Below are 17,492 nucleotides of genomic sequence, written 5' to 3' on the forward strand. Positions count from 1 at the left end.
TAATCAGTAATCCTAGAGCCCGCTTATGCGGGCTTTTTTGTCTCCCCAAAATGACCATACCTTTGAAATGGTCATTTATATCCGCTGGTAACTACCCAAAAAGTGTTAAAGCGTTCCTGAAATCACCAGTCATTCAAGATAGCTTTAGGCAAGGGTAAAAAAGTGGATAAATTAAGAAAAAATTATTATTCCCAGATATGGAGTCACCATAAAACAAAAAAATTTTTTTGCTGTCATAAGGGAATAAAGTTTCAATGTATTAACTTTAATTGGTATTTTTTTTCATTAGGTGACATTTTGATTATAAGCAAAAGCCAAAAGCCCTTCGAATCCACAAAAAAAAACAAGTAATATAGGCCTTGAAATAATACTTAGCGGAGACTGATAGGCGGATTACGCCAGTTTCGGCTGCCTTGTTTTAATCTCATATATTATTTTCTCAGGATGAGTCGTGTGCACTTTGTGGTAGTTAGTGCAGTAACAGTTATCCATAGCGCACAATACATATCAGGAATTCGAAATAAAACAGGCATTCGCCAATATGACGGTTTTGCAAATCCGTCAGACAATGCCCAGGAATGTGTAATCCTGGAATTTGCATTTATTTGTAGATTCCTAAAATTATCGGGCGCGCCTATCAGTTGAATATTTTCGCTCAAATAGAAGTTGCGACCCGGCACGCCTAATAATTAAATCAGGCTGGGTTCTTGGAAGGATTTGGAAGAAATTGACCCAACAAATAAGAGCTAAGCTGTTAACCGGCTTTTATGACCAAGTATCCCAGCTAAACGGCTGCCCGGAAACACTGCTTAATAGCGCCGGTATTAACCCCGAGCAGGTTGAAAAACTCGAGGGGTATCTCCCGTTGAGTAAAGTGACTGACCTTGTTGAAAAGGCCGCACGACAACTCAATTGCGCGGATTTCGGATTGAGACTGGCAAAAAGCCAGGGGGCTGCCGCCCTCAGTTCTCTTGGAGCAGCAGTATTGCAGTCGTTGACCCTCGGGGAATTCCTCAATGCTGCCGTAAAGCAATTCGCCGCCCCTCCTTATAACCTGCGAGTTGAATTGGAAGTTAAAGGGCTCCAAACGTTTATAACTTTTCATTGTTTAAATGATTTAGAAAGTTATATACCTTCGGACTCTCCATTGCCTCTCGAGCTATTCCGGGAATTTCTCCTTGGGGTTTCTGTTGTCGCACTACAAATATTATGTGGTGAAAAGTTCAATCTGGAGGCGGTTCATTTAAAGTCCAAACAGCCCCTCCACGACCAATATGAAAACTTTTTTGGTACAAATGTACAGTTTTCACAAAATAGCGACACCTTGATTCTAAGTAGCGGCCAGCTGGCCCAACCGACCGAGAAGTGCAACCCGGTTTTAAGGCCTCTATTAAAGTCTTATATCGACAAAGTACTGGAGCAAGGTGAGTCAAACCTGATTCACCAAGTAGAACAGCTGATCTATTGCCTGATGCCGCTAAAGCGCTGCAGTTTGCAGGAAGTCGCCAATCAGCTGGGGATGCACAAGCGCACACTGCAGCGCAGGTTGCGAGATCGGGAATTGGTGTTTGAGGATATTCTCGACCGTATTCGCCGCGAACGCGCAGAGCATTACCTCAGTAGAAAGTTGCCACCTATGGCCCAGATTTCCAATATGCTGGGGTATCGGGAGCAGAGCTCATTTAACCGCGCCTGCGACCGCTGGTTTGGTACCACTCCAATGAAAGTTCGCCGCAGGTTGTTGAGTGAAGCTGCGGCGAAAGCTGCACTGGAAACTGAAAGTTAAAGTCCCTTCAGAAAAATACAGGATCAGTCGTAACACACGCCAGATTTTAGCTTGTGTCACGACTGATTAAATACCCAGCCTTTCCTGCTTGCTCAGCCCCTAATTCCCACCTCCACCACTGATCAATTAGAGCCTGTCAGCTCTCTGGATCATTAGTCGTAAAGTGAGCTCTCCAGCCCCACACTTCTTTACAAGTTATCCACATTACTTACTCATTCCTCGACTACTTTCGATGGCAGTCCCAGGCCAATTCGAGAAGCCAGCCCTTCGCTGAGCGGTAATCGCCATTTCCCGAGTCTATAGTTTCGGGCGACAGCAATAACCTCTGTCAAAACCCAATGAGCAAAGTTGAGGCTCCAGGGACTCCCCTCAAAGTGCCTACGACAGGAGAACACGATGAAAAAAATATTTATCCCAGTAGCAGCCCTCTTACTGGCCACAAATGTATCTGCACAGCCGCGCCAGCCTCCGCAGGAAGCGATTGATGCCTGCAGCAGCTTGGCTGAAGGAGACGCCTGCACTGTCGAGACACCCAGAGGCACATTGGAGGGCACCTGCCGTATGCCCCCGCAGATTGAGCAGCTGGTCTGTGTACCTGCCGGCGGCAAGGGTAAAGGCGGCCCTCGCCCCATGGAAGATGAAGAACAGTAACTCCCAATAAATCGCAACCGGCCAGCGGTACTGTAAATCTTGAGATGTCATTATGAAGAAGTGGTTATTTGTGGGGCTTTGCAGTATTGCGCCTCTCTCGCTGGCTCACGTACCCGATAGCGCCCTGGAGGCTTGTCGAAACCTGTCCAGTGGCGCCAGCTGCTCAATGGAACTGCCCAATGGCCGAGTCAGTGGTCGCTGCCGCAACCACCCCCAATCACATGGCCTAGCTTGTGTTCCCGAGCGCAAACCGACTGCGCGCTCTACAGGAGGGGGCGCCACTGGTGGACGCCACACCGCTCGCAAACACACAGTGGTGCAATCCGATGGTCTGCAGCACACTGTTCCCGCTACCGAAGCGCCGATTACCTTTAGTGAAGTGAGTATCAGTATCCAGGGACCCTGGCGCGTTATTGAGGCCAACGGTATTTCCGAGCACAAGACTGGTACCTTCCCCAATCGCGGCAATCCCCATGAAATCGAGGTGCAGCGCTATCGTTTCCGAGTTCCGGCTATCCCCCAAGTTGCCGCTCAACCTACACCGGTTCCGTTGCAGAATTTTGGTATCGGACTGAACGGAGTGCCTTTCGACCCCAGTGCTGCGGAATGGTACTTGGGCAATCGTGGACGCTGGCGCTACGAAGCCCTATCCGGCGCGATTCAGCTGGGTGTAGACGATAACTACGCCCATGTTCAGCCCAATGGTGCCTATCACTATCACGGAATTCCCACCGGTTTATTACAGCGCCTGGGGGTATCTAAGGAAAGGCATTCGCCGCTGATTGGCTGGGCTGCCGATGGATTCCCCATTTATGCCCTGTACGCCTATGCCGATGGTTGGGAACCGAAATCCGGGATTGCGGCAATGACTTCAAGCTATCAGGTGAAACCCGGGAAACGCCCCAAGGGCAGTAGAGAACCCGGTGGTTACTACGATGGTACCTTTGTGGATGATTACCACTATGTGGCTGGCTCCGGCACATTGGATGAGTGCAACGGCAGAATGGTAAGCACCCCGGAATTCCCCAAGGGCACCTATGCCTATTTTCTAACAGAGGACTGGCCCATTATCCCACGCTGTTACAAGGGCACTCCGTCAGAGGATTTTCGTCGGGGCCCCGGTAACAACCAGCGCAAGGGAGCAACTAGACGCCCCTAGCGCAGGAGGCTCTGAAAGCTTACTTCCCCAGAGGAATACCGCCAGGTATTCCTCTGCCAAAACAGCCGTCCCCGGCTGGACTGTCAGCTCATATCAATTACCGCCAGCGCTTCCGCCAAGGTCTTGACCGAGTGCATTTCCATTCCCTCGATATCGTTCTTCAGGCGATTGGCTGCAGGCACAATGGCTTTGCGGAAACCGTGTTTGGCCGCCTCGCGCAAACGCTCCTGGCCCGAGGGCACCGGGCGAATCTCGCCTGACAGCCCCACTTCCCCGAATACCACCAGATCCCGGGGCAGGACACGGTTGCGGAAACTGGAGACTACCGCCAATAACAGTGTCAGGTCGGCGCTGGTTTCCATCACCTTTACCCCGCCGACCACATTGATAAAGACATCCTGGTCCCCCACCAAGACCCCACCGTGGCGATGCAACACAGCGAGCAGCATGTTCAAGCGGTTCTGGTCGAGGCCCACCGCTACCCGGCGGGGGTTGCCGAGACTGCTATCGTCCACCAGGGCCTGCAACTCCACTAACAGCGGCCGGGTGCCCTCCCACACCGAGGTCACCACAGAACCGGCTGCGATCTCCTCAGCCCTTTGCAGGAAAATGGCCGAGGGATTGGATACCTCTTTCAGGCCCTGCTCTGTCATCGCAAACACGCCGAGTTCATTAACGGCCCCAAAGCGATTTTTATGGGCCCGCAGTGTGCGGAAGCGGGAGTCGTGAGTGCCCTCGAGGAGAATGGAGCAGTCGATAATATGTTCCAGCACCTTGGGGCCCGCGAGACTGCCATCTTTGGTGACATGCCCCACCAGAATCAGCGCCGTGCCGGTCTGCTTGGCAAAGCGAGTCAGGTAGGCCGCACTCTCGCGCACCTGTGCCACAGAGCCCGGTGCCGATTGCACATCGCTCATATGCATTACCTGGATCGAGTCCACGACCATAACCCGAGGGTTCACTTCTTTGGCTGCCAGGCAAATACGCTCCACATCGGTTTCGCTGAGCAATTGCAGGGAATCCGTGGGCAGCCCCAAGCGCTTAGCGCGCATAGCAACCTGCTGGAGAGATTCCTCGCCGGTGATATAAAGCGCCGGCATTGATGTGGCGAGATGGCATAGGGTCTGGAGTAAAACAGTGGATTTCCCGGCACCGGGGTGGCCGCCGATCAATACAACGGAGCCCGGCACCAGCCCGCCGCCCAGCACTCGATCCAGTTCCGAGGCCGTAGTGGGAATACGCGGCAATTCACTGAGATCGATTTCCGATAGTTTTTGCACTTTGCCAGCACCGGCGGAACCGGCGTAACCACTTTGTGCATCGGTAAAATTCGCGGCGCGGCTGTCCTTGTGATCCGGTCCCAGGCGTACTTCCGATAGGCTATTCCAAGTGCCACAAGCACTACACTGCCCTGCCCATTTGGTGTAGTCAGCGCCGCATTCATTACACACGTAGGCAGTTTTACGTTTTGTGGCCAAAGCACTCTCCCGAAAAGTCACAGAATTGATCGGCGCACAGTTTACCCCTTATCCGGCCGAGGCGGGTGGTGCTCAGCGGTCAAAAATGACTCTCCTACACGGATCCCTTCTATTGGCATCTTCTCCTTCTAATTGGTCTATCTGCGCGATTGATCTAGATCAATTCACCCAGCCCCCTCCGAGATAACATCCGCCGCTGCCTCTACCCACTAATGGGGAGGCGCTGAACAACACTGACTAACCATCGAACAGGAAGTAAGTATGTCGTCTATTACTCTTCGCGGCGCGATTCTGGCGCTCGCCATGGCCTCGACCTCCGCCCTGGCTGCGGATCACGAAGTTAAGATGCTGAACCAGGGCAAGGACGGCATGATGACTTTTGAACCGGCATTTCTCGCGGTAGCGCCGGGCGATTCTGTCACCTTCCTGCCCACTGATGCGGCCCACAACACTCACTCAGTTTTGTCCCCTGCCGAGGGCGCTACCTGGAATGGCAGCATGGGAGAAAAGGTGACTGTCACTTTGAACCAGGAAGGTGTCTACGTATACCAGTGCGACCCACATCTGCCGCTGGGTATGGTTGGGGTAATTCAGGTAGGTAAGGCAACCAACTTGGAAGAAGCCAAGAAGCATGCCGAAGGCATGAATGCCGGTATTGCTATGAATAAGGAGAGGCTCACTCAATACCTCGGCCAAGTCCAATAAGAGGAGTCGCGGCGTGGACATCCTATTTGAAAAAGGTCACCACCTGGTTGCGCGGTTCGGCGATTTGGTTAAAGAGCAGAATGGCAGCGATGGGGTACAGGCCAATCAATTTGTTATTCGCCGCGGCACCAAAGGGGCGCTTATCGATCCCGGCGGCGATCTGACTTACACACACCTCACCATTGAGCTCAGCCGCCATTTGAACCTGAGCGAACTGGACCTGATCCTGGCCTCGCATCAGGATCCGGATATTATCGCCTCGCTGCCGCGCTGGATGCTGCATTCACGCTGTAAGGTAGCGGTGTCGAAACTGTGGTCGCGGTTTTTGCCACACCTGGTTTCCGGCTTTGTCGCCTCGCGTGCCGGTGCTGAGCGCTGGCAGGAACGCATCATGCCTCTGGACGATAAGGGAGAAATTATCCCCTTCAGCGACAGTGAGATCTGGGCGCTGCCAGCGCACTTTATGCACTCCTGTGGCAACTTCAGTTTTTATGATCCGGTCAGCCGCATATTATTTTCCGGCGATATCGGTGCCTCACTCGGTGGAGAAGAGGGCGAAGTCAAAGATTTCGATGAACATCTGCCGTCGATGGAAGGGTTCCACCGCCGCTATATGGGCGGGAACTGGACCTGTCGTCTCTGGGCTAAGATGATTCGGGAACTCAACCCCGCAATGATTGTGCCCCAGCACGGCGGTTACTTTGCCTCCGACGATATCAAAGAGCGTTTCCTGGGCTGGCTCGAGCGCCTCGAATGTGGACCGGACCTGTTGCGACACCAGGACTTCCGCCTACCCCTGGGCCGCTCTTAACCCGCCATCCCGCAATCGGGAAAGTTGCACCGGCAGAGGCCAGCCCATACACTGCGGGCTGGCTTGTTTTCTGAATACCGCCATGCACACCGGGATCTTTCGCCTATTTTTGCTCACACTGTTACTGGCCTTCGGCGGCCAAGCAGTTGCGTCATCCTGTGCGGAAACACACGAATCCCCAGCGGCACCCATCGCTGCAGAAGAAAAAGCCCACTGCGACGGGGCAACCCTTGAAAACTGCAGCGACAGCCATCCCGCCAGTTGCACTGCTGAATGCAGCTGCTGTGCAGGGCCAGGCACCAGTTCTGCGGTAAACACTCAATATAAAATCCTTGTATACAACCGCAATCTACTTGTAACTGCCTACCGGGAATTTAATTCCTCTCCAGATCCGGAAATGGCACTGCGCCCACCCATATTCCGCACTTAACGGGCCCCGTATGCCTAGGCATACGCGCACTCCCCAGTTTTACTCCAAATATTTTTTATAAATACTCGCACGCCTGTGTGCGTCCTAAATCTCATCATCGGAGTTCATATGAACCGTTCAATTTTGATCGCTATTGCTGCGCTACTCACAACCCTGGCATTAAGTGCCTGTGCCGAATCTCCAGACCCCAAAAAGGAATCTGTGAGCCTGACCACTTACAAATCCGCCACCTGCGGCTGCTGCAAAATTTGGGTTGAGCATGCCCAACAAAGTGGCTTTGACGTCGTAGCAAAGGATGTCGAAGACCTTAACGGCGTGAAAAAGCAGCACCATATCTCTCCGCGCTACCAATCCTGCCACACCACAGTGTCAGAACAGGGCTATGTTTTTGAAGGGCATGTACCGGCAAAGCTGATACAGCATTTCTTGCAGAACCCACCGCAAAATGCCATTGGTCTCGCAGTGCCAGGTATGCCCCTGGGCAGCCCCGGTATGGAAGTGGGCGACCGTTTTACGCCCTATCAGGTAATGCTGCTTAACAAAGACGGCAGCAGCGAAATTTACGCCGAAATCAATACGGCACAGGAGCAGTTTTAAAAGGGACATCGATGACAGAGAGCTTCCGCACCGACGCCGTATCGAGGCGTACTTTCGTCACAGGTCTCGGAGCGGGAGCCCTGCTGCTGGGGTTACCCTACAGTTCACGCCCAAACTCGCCTACAGCTTCGGCAACAACCCTGCGCGGTAACCACTTTGATTTATCCATCAGTTACCGCCAGGTAAATCTTACCGGGCGCGAACGACAAGCCCTTACCATTAATGGCAGTCTACCGGGCCCCATTTTGCGCTGGCGGGAAGGGGAAACCGTCACCCTGAATGTCCACAACCAATTACCCGACAAATCCTCCCTACACTGGCACGGTGTTAGGGTACCCAGCGATATGGACGGCGAACCGGGGTTGAGCTTTAACGGCATTCAACCCGGGCAAACATTTCGCTACCGATTCCCTGTGCGCCAAAGTGGTACTTATTGGTATCACAGCCAATCCGGGTTTCAACAACAGCGGGGGCTAATTGGGGCAATAGTCATTGATCCGATATCTCCAGAACCATTTTCTTACGAGCGGGATTATGTTGTTGTCCTATCCGATTGGAGCGATGAATCTCCCCAAACTATTTATACCCATCTAAAAAAAGACCCGGACTACTACAACCGGCAACAGCGCACGGCTACAGATTTATGGCGTGAGGTGCGCACAAAAGGTGTCGCACAAACCTGGCGGGACCGGCATCAATGGAACTGGAAACAGCTTTCCGACCGCAGTATCTCCCAGGTCACAGGCGAGACTTACACCTACCTGATTAACGGGCATACACCCGATACCAATTGGACTGCATTATTTAAACCTGGTGAGAGGGTTCGCCTGCGATTAATTAACGCAGCTTCGATGACCTTATTCGACCTGCGTATCCCCGGCCTGAAAATGAAGGTGGTGGCGGCCGATGGACAAAATGTCGAGCCCGTTAGCGTCGATGAAATTCGTCTTGGCAGCGGCGAAACCTATGACGTAATTGTCGAGCCAGAGAGTGAACAGGCCTACAATATATTTGCGCAGTCCATGGACCGCAGTGGCTATGCGCGAGGCACACTGACAAGTGATATACGTCTGAGCACAGAAATTCCCGAGATGGATCACCGCCCAGTGCTCACCCTACAAGATCTGGGTCTGGCGAGAAAAACCGAAGAGACAAACAGCCACTTTAAAACAGCCCAGACTGCTCACACCGAAAAACATTCCGATTTGCCCGATGCAACTGAGGGGGGATGGTTTTACGGAAACCTCGCTGCAGCAGGGCTCGGTAGTAATAGTCCTATCATTCACCAGCCAAGTGAATCCGGCTTCAGGGTGGATCACCGCGCGCTGACACCAGCAAACGGCATCTCTGACCCCGGTGTAGGACTCAGAAACCATAAACATCGCTATAACCGCCGTGTACTGTCTTACAGCGACTTGCACAGCAGTGAACCCACCCAGGACGAACGGGAGCCACAGCGGGAATTACAGTTACACCTGACCGGCAATTATGAGCGCTATCTCTGGTCAATAAATGGTGAAAAATTTCGCGATGCCAGCCCATTATTATTTCGGCACCAGGAACGCCTGCGCATTACCCTGGTCAATGACACCACGCTTCCCCAGCCCATGCACTTACACGGTTTTTGGAGTGAGCTGGAAACCGGTGACGGAGAGTATTTACCCCGCAAGCACACGGTGATCGCGCAACCCGGATCAAGCATCAGTTACTTAATCAGCGCCGACACCTATGGCCGCTGGGCTCTACACAGTCAAATGCTTTACCAGAGGGCCGGTATGTATCGGGAGGTGCGCATTGTTTAAGAATGTTGCAGGGATAGCAGCAACACTATGGCTACTTGCTGCCCAGGCCAGCTATGGGCAGGCAGAACCTCAGCATCAGCACCACAGCTACCAGTCCTCTGGCGAGGATAACGAAGGAGAACCCATGGCTGAAGTCAGCCTCGACTATGTGGAACTGCGAGGTGATAACGGCGGGGAAATCGAGGGAGACTTCAGTTATGGCGGAGAGCAAAATAAGTTTGTTGCCGAAGTCGACTATGAGCGTAGCAGTGGGGAAATTGAAAAAAATGAACTCTGGGCACTCTATAGCCGGGCAATTTCAGCAAACTGGAATTTCCTAATTGGAATTCGCCACGATTTTAATCTGGAGACTAGCAGCCGGAATTGGGCTGCTGTGGGTATTACTGGAGAGTCTCCCTACAAATTCGAAATGGATGCGGTATTTTTCTATGGAGAACATGGCAGTACTGCATTTCGCCTGGAAGGCGAGTATGAAATAAAGTTGGCACAGGACTGGAATCTGGTCCCACGTATCGAGCTGAACTTTTTTGGGCAGAACGATGAGGCCCGAGGTAGCGGTTCCGGCTTATCGGAAGCGGAAGTCGGCTTTCGGCTCATGTATGAAGTCACCAGGAAATTCTCACCCTATATTGGCGTCCACTATGAACGGGAAGTGGGCAATGCCGCTGATTTCGCCCGTGAAGAAGGTGAGGATGTGGACTCAACCGTATGGGTACTGGGGTTTAGAGCTTGGTTTTGACAAAATCCAAATTTTTATATCTATACAAGTTGTACCACTTCGCATCAGCTGTAACCAACTTTACCGCCTCCTCAATCTGTCATAGCATCTAATAGATCTTAATCGCCTTTTAAAAAAATTTTAAATTCAGCAAGGATGCCGGTGATATGATTTCCCCCCGAATACTGTTAATCGCAGTTTCTCTACTGTGTGTGGGACTATCAGCAGAACCTGAAAGCCCAAAGAGCCACTCTTCTGTTAACACGATCAAACACCTGAGTTATGGCGATGAAATTCTTTTCTCATCCAGAATCTTGAGTCGTGAAATACCAATCAACATATATTTACCGCAAACGTTCCATCAAGCATCAAAGCAGCATAGATACCCGGTTATCTTTATTAATGGCACTCACGGCAAAGAATTTTTCCACGCCTTAACCGGGGCAGTAAAGCATCTAAGTAGCGTAGAACGTATGCCGGAAAGTATTGTAATCAGCCTTAATGATGGTGGTGATGAACCGGAAACCTACCTACATGGAATGTGGACACATACCACAGAGGAGAAATTTAGCGCCCAGGGAGACCCTGAGGCCTATAGTAAATTTCTAACTGAAGAACTATTCCCATATTTAGAAAGTAATTACCGCGCACTCAACAATCGAATGATTATTGGTGTTTCAACTAGCAGCATCTTTCCTCTCTACGCCCTAACTAACAAACCTGGATTGTTTCAGTCTTACTTCTTTTTATCTGCGGCCGATATATTTGGTATGGGACCCACTTCAGAGAGTACTTTTATTGATGAAATAACTACAAGTATGCAGACCTCATCAAACAAGATCAGTGCTTTTTATTTCGCCATGGCCGACAGTGATATGCGTAAAGATAAGCGCTATGATAAAATCTTAAGTCAAATTAATACCAAACTATCGCCTTACGTAAAAGAGAATCTCAAATTAAAAATAGAAGTTCTTAACAATGAAAACCACTACGGTGCCTTTATAAAAGCCGCGCTAACGGCTATTGAGCTTAATTATCCCCACGAAGAATGGTCCGCAAATTATCGAGAATTGATATCCCAACCTGGTGACGCCTTGCAAAATATCGATCATTTCTATCAATCACTCTCACAGAAATATGGCTTTCCTATTTTATCCAGGGCTACACGTTGGAGAAATGTTAACAAATTAAGCCATATCACCAAGTTGTTACTAAAGGATGGTCGTATCCAAGAAGCCATCAATGTCGCAAGGCGATGGGTGGAATATCGGCCAAATTCTATTGACGCCCACCAAAGTTTGGCCCAGGCGTTACAACAGAATGATGAAATTTCAGAAGCTTCTGATGTTTTGAAGAAAGCACTAGAAATTTCTCGCAATCAGGATAAAAGTAAAACGGCGGCGATAAATCGGCAAATAGCTGAACTCAAGCTCAATTAGAATACGATTAAAAATTGTATTTACTTAAAATAAAATGAGATAAATATATATGGATTTCACCAGTGCTTTTCAATATAAAAAATGGGCCAACTTAGAGCTATTATCAGCTGGCGAAAAGCAACTTCATCTTCTACCCAAGGAAGATGCGAGCTTCTTTATCCGTATACTCAATCATACTGCGGTGGTCGACAGCCTATTTATAAGCCGCATTACCGAAACACAGGAGCTGTTTTCTTCAGATAACACCATTGAGACACCTACGATTCCAGAACTAAGAGATAGAATGAATAACAATGATTCCTGGCTAATCAACTTCTCTCAAACAGCAACTTTATCCGATCTTGAGAGAGTAATTAATTTTCAATTTACGGACGGGGATTCTGGGCAACTATCAATCTACGAAATTTTCGTGCATTTATTGACCCATGGCAGCAATCATCGAGGAATGGCATCGCGAACGTTATCTTCGAAAGGCCTGGAAAGGCCAAAAGATACTTTTACCCGCTTTCTACATGAAGTTGAGCCTGAGAGACGGATGGCAGCTGCTATTACCGAGTAAAAAACGCTATGCACTAAAGCGAGCCGGCTTTAATTTCCAGCTCGCCCACAGAAAACATATCGATATCTAAATCCAGCAGCACCCAGCTACTAATAGCAAATTCACAGAACCTCTCTACTCACTCACCAGGCGTAAATCCGTAGCCATCTCATCTTTCCACCAGGCCTTTGTTGTGGTGGGAGATTGCAGGCGAACAGCCTCTCCAATGATAGGCGTTACCAAAGTGACACCTTGATCTTTGGCTGCCGTCTGTGCGCGCTCCAGAGGTTCATACCAATCGTGTAGGGCAAGGTCAAAAGTACTGTTGTGGATAGGTAACATTGCTCTCCCTCCGAGATCGAGATGTGCCTGTACACTCTCTTCAGGCATCATATGAACCGAACTCCAAAGCTTGTTGTAAGCACCCGTTTCCATCAGTGTCAGGTCGAACGGACCAAATCGCTCACCAATTTCACGAAAGCCACTAAAATAGCCACTGTCACCGCTAAAGAATATACGGCCCTCGCGCCCTTCAATTACCCAGCTGGCCCACAATGTTGAGTCTTTATCCGTTAGTCCACGCCCGGAAAAATGTTGAGCCGGGGTCGCGGTAAAGTGCAAACTGCCCAAGGCAAACGATTCCCACCAGGCCAACTCCTCAATTTTTTCGGCCGCAATTCCCCAGTTACGCAAACGACTTCCCACCCCGGTAGGAACGATAAATTGCTCTACTTTATTCTTGAGTGAGCGAATACTATTTTTGTCCAAATGATCGTAGTGGTCATGGCTGATAACGACCGCTTTAATCGAAGGCAAGTCTCGAATCTCTATGGGCAATGGATGAAAGCGCTTCGGGCCCATCCACTGAACCGGGGATGCCCGCTTGCTAAATACCGGATCTGTCAAAACATACTGATCATCCATTCGAATCAGTACTGTGGAGTGCCCGAGGCGATATACGGCACTCTCAGCGACTGGGGCAGCCAGCTCTGCAGCGGGAATCTGTCGCAATGGAATAGGCTTCACCGGTGCGGGGGCTGCACGATCCGCCTTGATGTAGGCGCCGATCATCTCAACTATACCGCCACTACTGACTTTGTAGTCCGTATCACTGTTGCGGAACTTCTCGGGTTGATTTGTACAGCTACCAAAGAGACCTACCGACATAACAATCACTCCTGCCAGAATCCACCAGCGCTTCTTCATTTCACTTACCATGTAAACTATACAGTGCAGTGTATAAACTAACTATATGAAAGTAAACTATATAGTGTAAAATTTGCGTAAGAAGTAACTCGCCGGCAATGGAATCCCCCGGCCCAGATTTCACAGAGATACCCATGACTGAAAAGAAACCAACCAGAAGTGAGCTGAAACGCCAAGCTATTATTGATGCTGCCAAGCAGGCTTTTCAGGAGCTGGGAGTGCAGGGCACGAGTATGGACGAGCTGGCAGCCCGAGCACAGGTATCAAAACGCACCGTGTACAACCACTTCTCCAGCAAAGAAGCCCTGGTAATGTATTTGATCGGTGAACTCTGGCAGCAGGCCACCCAGCCCTCCGGTTGTGACTACAACCCGGATAGTGATATGCAATCACAACTCCGCACACTGTTAGAGCAGGAAATAAAAACGATCTGCAACCCGCAGTATATTGAGCTTAACCGCATGGCCTTCGACTACTTCTTCCACCAGCCGGAAGCACTACAGAAGGAAATGGAAAAATATAAGGCCCATGAAACCGGGGTGCAGCGCTGGATCAAATCTGCCGTAGCTGATGGGCGACTAAAGTCTCTCGACATAGAGGTCGCCAATGGGCAGATTCACAACCTGATTAAGGGCGGTTGCTACTGGCCTCAGTTACTTCAACTCTCTGGCCCACCGAACTCCGCCGAGCAAGAGGCACTGGCCGAGCGCACCGCTGCGATGTTTTTAAGTTATTACCAGGCTTGAATCGCTGCCCTAAGAGGCCATTTTTCACCTACTAATTTACCAACAAAAAAGGCCCCAAAAGGGGCCTTTTTTATTTTATCGGGAATAAATTAAAGTCTTTCCCAAAGTATCTCCCAGTTCCCACCAACACCTGGCTCGAACTGTATTGCACCTCTTTTTACTTCCTTACAGTAGTGGGAGTAAGCAGAGTCCTTACACTCGTAGACATTACCGTCACGGCCCAGGACTTTGGTGCCCGCAGCATAGTTTCTATGACCTCTAGGGAAGACATAATCATAATCCTGATCACTTGAAGATTGGTCATCGTCATTGGAGTTATCATCATCTCCGTTCGAAGTATCATCGTCTCCATTGGAGGTGTCGTCATCGCCGTTGGAGCTATCGTCGTCGCCATTAGAAGCGTCGTCATCGCCGTTCGAGGAGTCATCATCCCCATTCGAGGAGTCATCATCACCAGAGGTGTCTTCAACCAGGTAGAAGTTCAGAGTGTTTTGATCAACCATGTTGCCATCGCGGTCTTTTACCACCACTACAACCATATGGTGCCCTGCTACAGTCTCTGAGAGAGTCAAGCTAGTACTGGCAGTATCACCATCATCAATGTTATTGCTATAGCTTGCTAGAGTATCACCGCCATGATTTACCACTGTAACCTCAACGCTGACATCTCCCGTAGCACTGAGAGCCAAGTCTAGAGAAATAGCACCGCCTGTAATTGTGTATTCACTTTCAAGACCACTTACCGTTACTTCATAGTTGGGCTCTTCTTCGCTCAACTCGTAACCGATCTCGACATTTTCCAGGCCACTGCCATCTTTTAGATAAATGCGGTTGATACCGTACAGAGGCTCAAAGCTATTATCACCATCGAAATCACCGGCGCGGATATCGGTTTGCTCTGCATTAATCAACTCAGCCAAATCGTGTGACCAGTTTTCAGCGATGCCCTGCTCTTCGGAGGCAATTTCCAAAACAGTGCTGTAAGATGAGTTTTCACCTGAGCCATCAAATACGCGGGTATACACTTTATCGCCAACGTTCAAGTCCTGAGTCGGATTGATGGTACCCGCAGCGCTCCACTCGGTATTAGTGACATTATCGCCATCGAACTCCACATCGATAACATTGTAGAAAGCGTTAACCGTATCACCCACATCCCAAACAGCCAGAATTACATGATAGCCCTCGCGATCTGGCACCTGACACTCATGAGTTGTATTTACATTTGGCTGTTCATAATTGCCATCTATCTCACAGAATGGGTCGAGATCAAATTGATCGCGAGTCAAGACTGAATTCGGATTCCAATCTTCTTTAGTAATATAGTATTTCCAATCACGAGTTACATGGTTGGCGGTGAAGTACCATTTGAAGGTTTGCCAACCGGAGCTAATATAATTTTTTACCCAGCGATCAGATGTCTGTTCATTAAGCTCAGACCAGGCACTGCTTCCTCCACTGGCAATTTGCCCATCGGCAGGGCCGCTATCGGGAAAGCCTTCAGGACCTTCAATACTCTGTGGCTCCCACTGAACTGCGCCGCAATTCAAATTCATTTCACCGGTATCTAATGCGTATTTACACAGGGTACCACGCGCAGAAGCTACACCACCGTCAGCGGCCTCAACATAACCATGACTGAAAGCATTAGAACTGGCACCGGCTAATACCACTGCCATTAATGTGCGATTGACTATCGGTTGTTTAAATACGGATGCTAATTTTTTCTTACGTAGAATCATATCTCTGCCCATTTATTACTTTGCGCTCAACTTCCTTCCCCAGCTGAACACAAATTTTTACTTTTAGAGGATGTAAATCCTGCAACGCTAGCGACAGAGTTATGGACCACCACTAATTGGCACGGTTCCTATTGTTTTTATAATTTAAACAAACAACTTTCAGCGTGTCGCCGAAAGATAAGTCTAATTTTTAATAAATACCATCCCATTAAAAGTTCCATACAAACACAAAAATAAAAACATAAATAATGACAAAATAATTTCTTACAAAATAGAAAAATGACGACCTAAAACAAAAAATAAGCCCATAATTTCGGGTAATTAATGCAACATAACATCAATAAAAGCGACATTTAGTGGTATTTTATTCCAGCAAGGGCAGTCAGGTACAAATCCGAATATACCGCTTATAAAAATATAAAAACAAAATATGGAAGAACTATGAATTTCACACTTAAGTCTTCCCGAAACTCAAAATGAAACCCTAACTAACTCCACCTATCGCTTACCGGCAAAAAAACACGGTGCGCCCACGACAAAATAGAAACAGAAAAAACCTAGAAAACAACGGCCAATACTTCTTCTGTAACTAATCGGGCAGAGGGTTTTCCAATGAAAATTAAAAATATTAGTTTTTTAAAGCTTTCACTTCACTGAATTCACGCCGGCCAGATATCCCTGAGTCCACAGAAAATGCCACCTTTCGATAACTTACAAATAGTATTCCCAATGTATCAAAGCTGGCATTTTGGGGGCCTCAGAGCAACTCTTTGACCCCATCAGTTTTAAGATTTAATCATGGAGTTTCTAAAGCCCAAGATTAATATCAGGTTTGCGATAAACCACAGATCTTTAATAATAAAAATACCGCTGGAGCTAAGTTGCCAGGGAGCTACCCAACTGCCTGGATAGGAGTAGAGGAAGGTCTGGGTTGTTATAAATACTGCGGCACAAAGCAATAGTCCCGGCCAAAACAGCTGCCGGATATAAATACCCAAGGCGAGGATAGCCAGCGCAATCAAGTCATATATACCGATAAGATTTGAGGCCACCTGCACGCTAAATAGACTGTATAACCACGACATCAGTGGCGAAGTGCTTACCAGGCCTTCAATCCCCTCAGCCTCAAGCGCTGTGAATTTCATCCCTCCAATCCAGAGTAATACCAAGCCGACAGGGAAATAATTGAGCCATATCAGCTTTAGTGGACTCAACGAATCCCTATACAACCAGGTAATACCCAAGGTTAACAGGGCAAAGTACTTAATTATCCCCTGTCCTGAGCCAATTGCCGGAAAGCCGCCCAGGGAGTCGATCCAATGGCCGCTGCCAAGAAGACTCAGTAGGGGCACTAGCGATATTAAAATCAGAAGGATTGCCAGGGGCTTAACAACCCGCTCAAAGCGAAGGGCGAGTGCCCCCAAAATAGCGGCGACTGAAAAAATAATGGCGGTCATTAAACGTATAGAGGAAAGCACCTCCTCATTAGTGACACCGTAGAATTCAAATACGCGCTTGATACCACCCCATTGGCCGGAAAAAAGCGCCACCGTAATAAGCGCAAAGGCGATGGCCACCAGGGCGAAGGGAAGTTTTCGAAGAAGAAATGACATTTGTTGACGACCTCTTAACAAATTAGAGCTTAGTCACCATCCTGACCAGAGCCCCTTTCTCCATACAGGTG

The 17,492-nt window shown here is 49.2% G+C and carries 16 protein-coding genes; 12 read left to right on the forward strand and 4 right to left on the reverse strand.

Features of this window, described 5'->3' with window-relative positions:
- Positions 1–727 precede the first annotated feature (727 nt).
- From ACJJIM_RS17315 to ACJJIM_RS17325, 3 genes are all read left to right on the forward strand, one after another.
- Positions 728–1,786, forward strand: coding sequence for an AraC family transcriptional regulator (locus tag ACJJIM_RS17315; protein WP_413663407.1), 1,059 nt, complete (start codon positions 728–730; stop codon positions 1,784–1,786).
- Positions 1,787–2,182: 396 nt separating this feature from the next.
- A complete protein-coding gene (locus ACJJIM_RS17320; protein WP_413663408.1) occupies positions 2,183–2,437 on the forward strand; it encodes a hypothetical protein in 255 nt (84 codons plus the stop codon).
- 52 nt (positions 2,438–2,489) lie between these two features.
- On the forward strand, positions 2,490–3,596 hold the full coding sequence (locus ACJJIM_RS17325) for a YHYH protein (protein ID WP_444911572.1): 1,107 nt from the start codon (positions 2,490–2,492) through the stop codon (positions 3,594–3,596).
- Positions 3,597–3,679: 83 nt separating this feature from the next.
- Here the strand turns inward: ACJJIM_RS17325 and radA are convergent, their stop codons facing one another.
- A complete protein-coding gene (radA, locus tag ACJJIM_RS17330; RefSeq protein ID WP_444896030.1) occupies positions 3,680–5,074 on the reverse strand; it encodes a DNA repair protein RadA in 1,395 nt (464 codons plus the stop codon).
- Between the two features lie 261 nt (positions 5,075–5,335).
- Here radA and ACJJIM_RS17335 point away from each other — a divergent pair, with 261 nt between their 5' ends.
- From ACJJIM_RS17335 to ACJJIM_RS17370, 8 genes are all read left to right on the forward strand, one after another.
- A complete protein-coding gene (locus ACJJIM_RS17335) occupies positions 5,336–5,779 on the forward strand; it encodes a pseudoazurin (protein ID WP_413663411.1) in 444 nt (147 codons plus the stop codon).
- Between the two features lie 13 nt (positions 5,780–5,792).
- Positions 5,793–6,590 (forward strand): MBL fold metallo-hydrolase, encoded by a 798-nt coding sequence (locus tag ACJJIM_RS17340; RefSeq protein ID WP_444911573.1) that lies wholly within the window; start codon positions 5,793–5,795, stop codon positions 6,588–6,590.
- Positions 6,591–6,672: 82 nt separating this feature from the next.
- Positions 6,673–7,020 (forward strand): hypothetical protein, encoded by a 348-nt coding sequence (locus ACJJIM_RS17345; RefSeq protein WP_444911574.1) that lies wholly within the window; start codon positions 6,673–6,675, stop codon positions 7,018–7,020.
- A 108-nt stretch (positions 7,021–7,128) separates the two neighbouring features.
- Positions 7,129–7,617, forward strand: coding sequence for a DUF411 domain-containing protein (locus ACJJIM_RS17350; protein WP_444896027.1), 489 nt, complete (start codon positions 7,129–7,131; stop codon positions 7,615–7,617).
- Positions 7,618–7,628: 11 nt separating this feature from the next.
- Entirely contained in the window at positions 7,629–9,419 is a 1,791-nt protein-coding gene (locus tag ACJJIM_RS17355) for a copper resistance system multicopper oxidase (RefSeq protein ID WP_444911575.1), read from the forward strand.
- Entirely contained in the window at positions 9,412–10,158 is a 747-nt protein-coding gene (locus tag ACJJIM_RS17360) for a copper resistance protein B (RefSeq protein WP_413663416.1), read from the forward strand. Before ACJJIM_RS17355 ends, ACJJIM_RS17360 begins: the two co-directional genes overlap by 8 nt.
- Before the next feature lie 146 nt (positions 10,159–10,304).
- Positions 10,305–11,576 (forward strand): alpha/beta hydrolase-fold protein, encoded by a 1,272-nt coding sequence (locus ACJJIM_RS17365; RefSeq protein ID WP_413663417.1) that lies wholly within the window; start codon positions 10,305–10,307, stop codon positions 11,574–11,576.
- 49 nt (positions 11,577–11,625) lie between these two features.
- On the forward strand, positions 11,626–12,135 hold the full coding sequence (locus tag ACJJIM_RS17370) for a DinB family protein (protein ID WP_413663418.1): 510 nt from the start codon (positions 11,626–11,628) through the stop codon (positions 12,133–12,135).
- 114 nt (positions 12,136–12,249) lie between these two features.
- On the opposite strand, the gene ACJJIM_RS17375 is transcribed toward ACJJIM_RS17370, so the two are convergent.
- The gene (locus ACJJIM_RS17375) at positions 12,250–13,320 is read right to left on the reverse strand and encodes an MBL fold metallo-hydrolase (RefSeq protein WP_413663419.1); all 1,071 of its coding nucleotides are present in this window, start codon (positions 13,318–13,320) and stop codon (positions 12,250–12,252) included.
- A 134-nt stretch (positions 13,321–13,454) separates the two neighbouring features.
- Between ACJJIM_RS17375 and ACJJIM_RS17380 the strand changes: the two genes are divergently transcribed.
- Positions 13,455–14,066, forward strand: a complete 612-nt coding sequence (locus ACJJIM_RS17380; protein ID WP_413663420.1) for a TetR/AcrR family transcriptional regulator — start codon at positions 13,455–13,457, stop codon at positions 14,064–14,066.
- A gap of 89 nt (positions 14,067–14,155) precedes the next feature.
- Here ACJJIM_RS17380 and gbpA read toward each other — a convergent pair whose 3' ends face one another.
- The gene (gene gbpA, locus ACJJIM_RS17385; RefSeq protein WP_413663421.1) at positions 14,156–15,808 is read right to left on the reverse strand and encodes an N-acetylglucosamine-binding protein GbpA; all 1,653 of its coding nucleotides are present in this window, start codon (positions 15,806–15,808) and stop codon (positions 14,156–14,158) included.
- Between the two features lie 785 nt (positions 15,809–16,593).
- Positions 16,594–17,421 (reverse strand): DUF417 family protein, encoded by an 828-nt coding sequence (locus tag ACJJIM_RS17390; protein ID WP_413663422.1) that lies wholly within the window; start codon positions 17,419–17,421, stop codon positions 16,594–16,596.
- Positions 17,422–17,492: the final 71 nt, after the last annotated feature.

Source organism: Microbulbifer maximicatervae (SeqCode) (genome assembly GCF_052467615.1).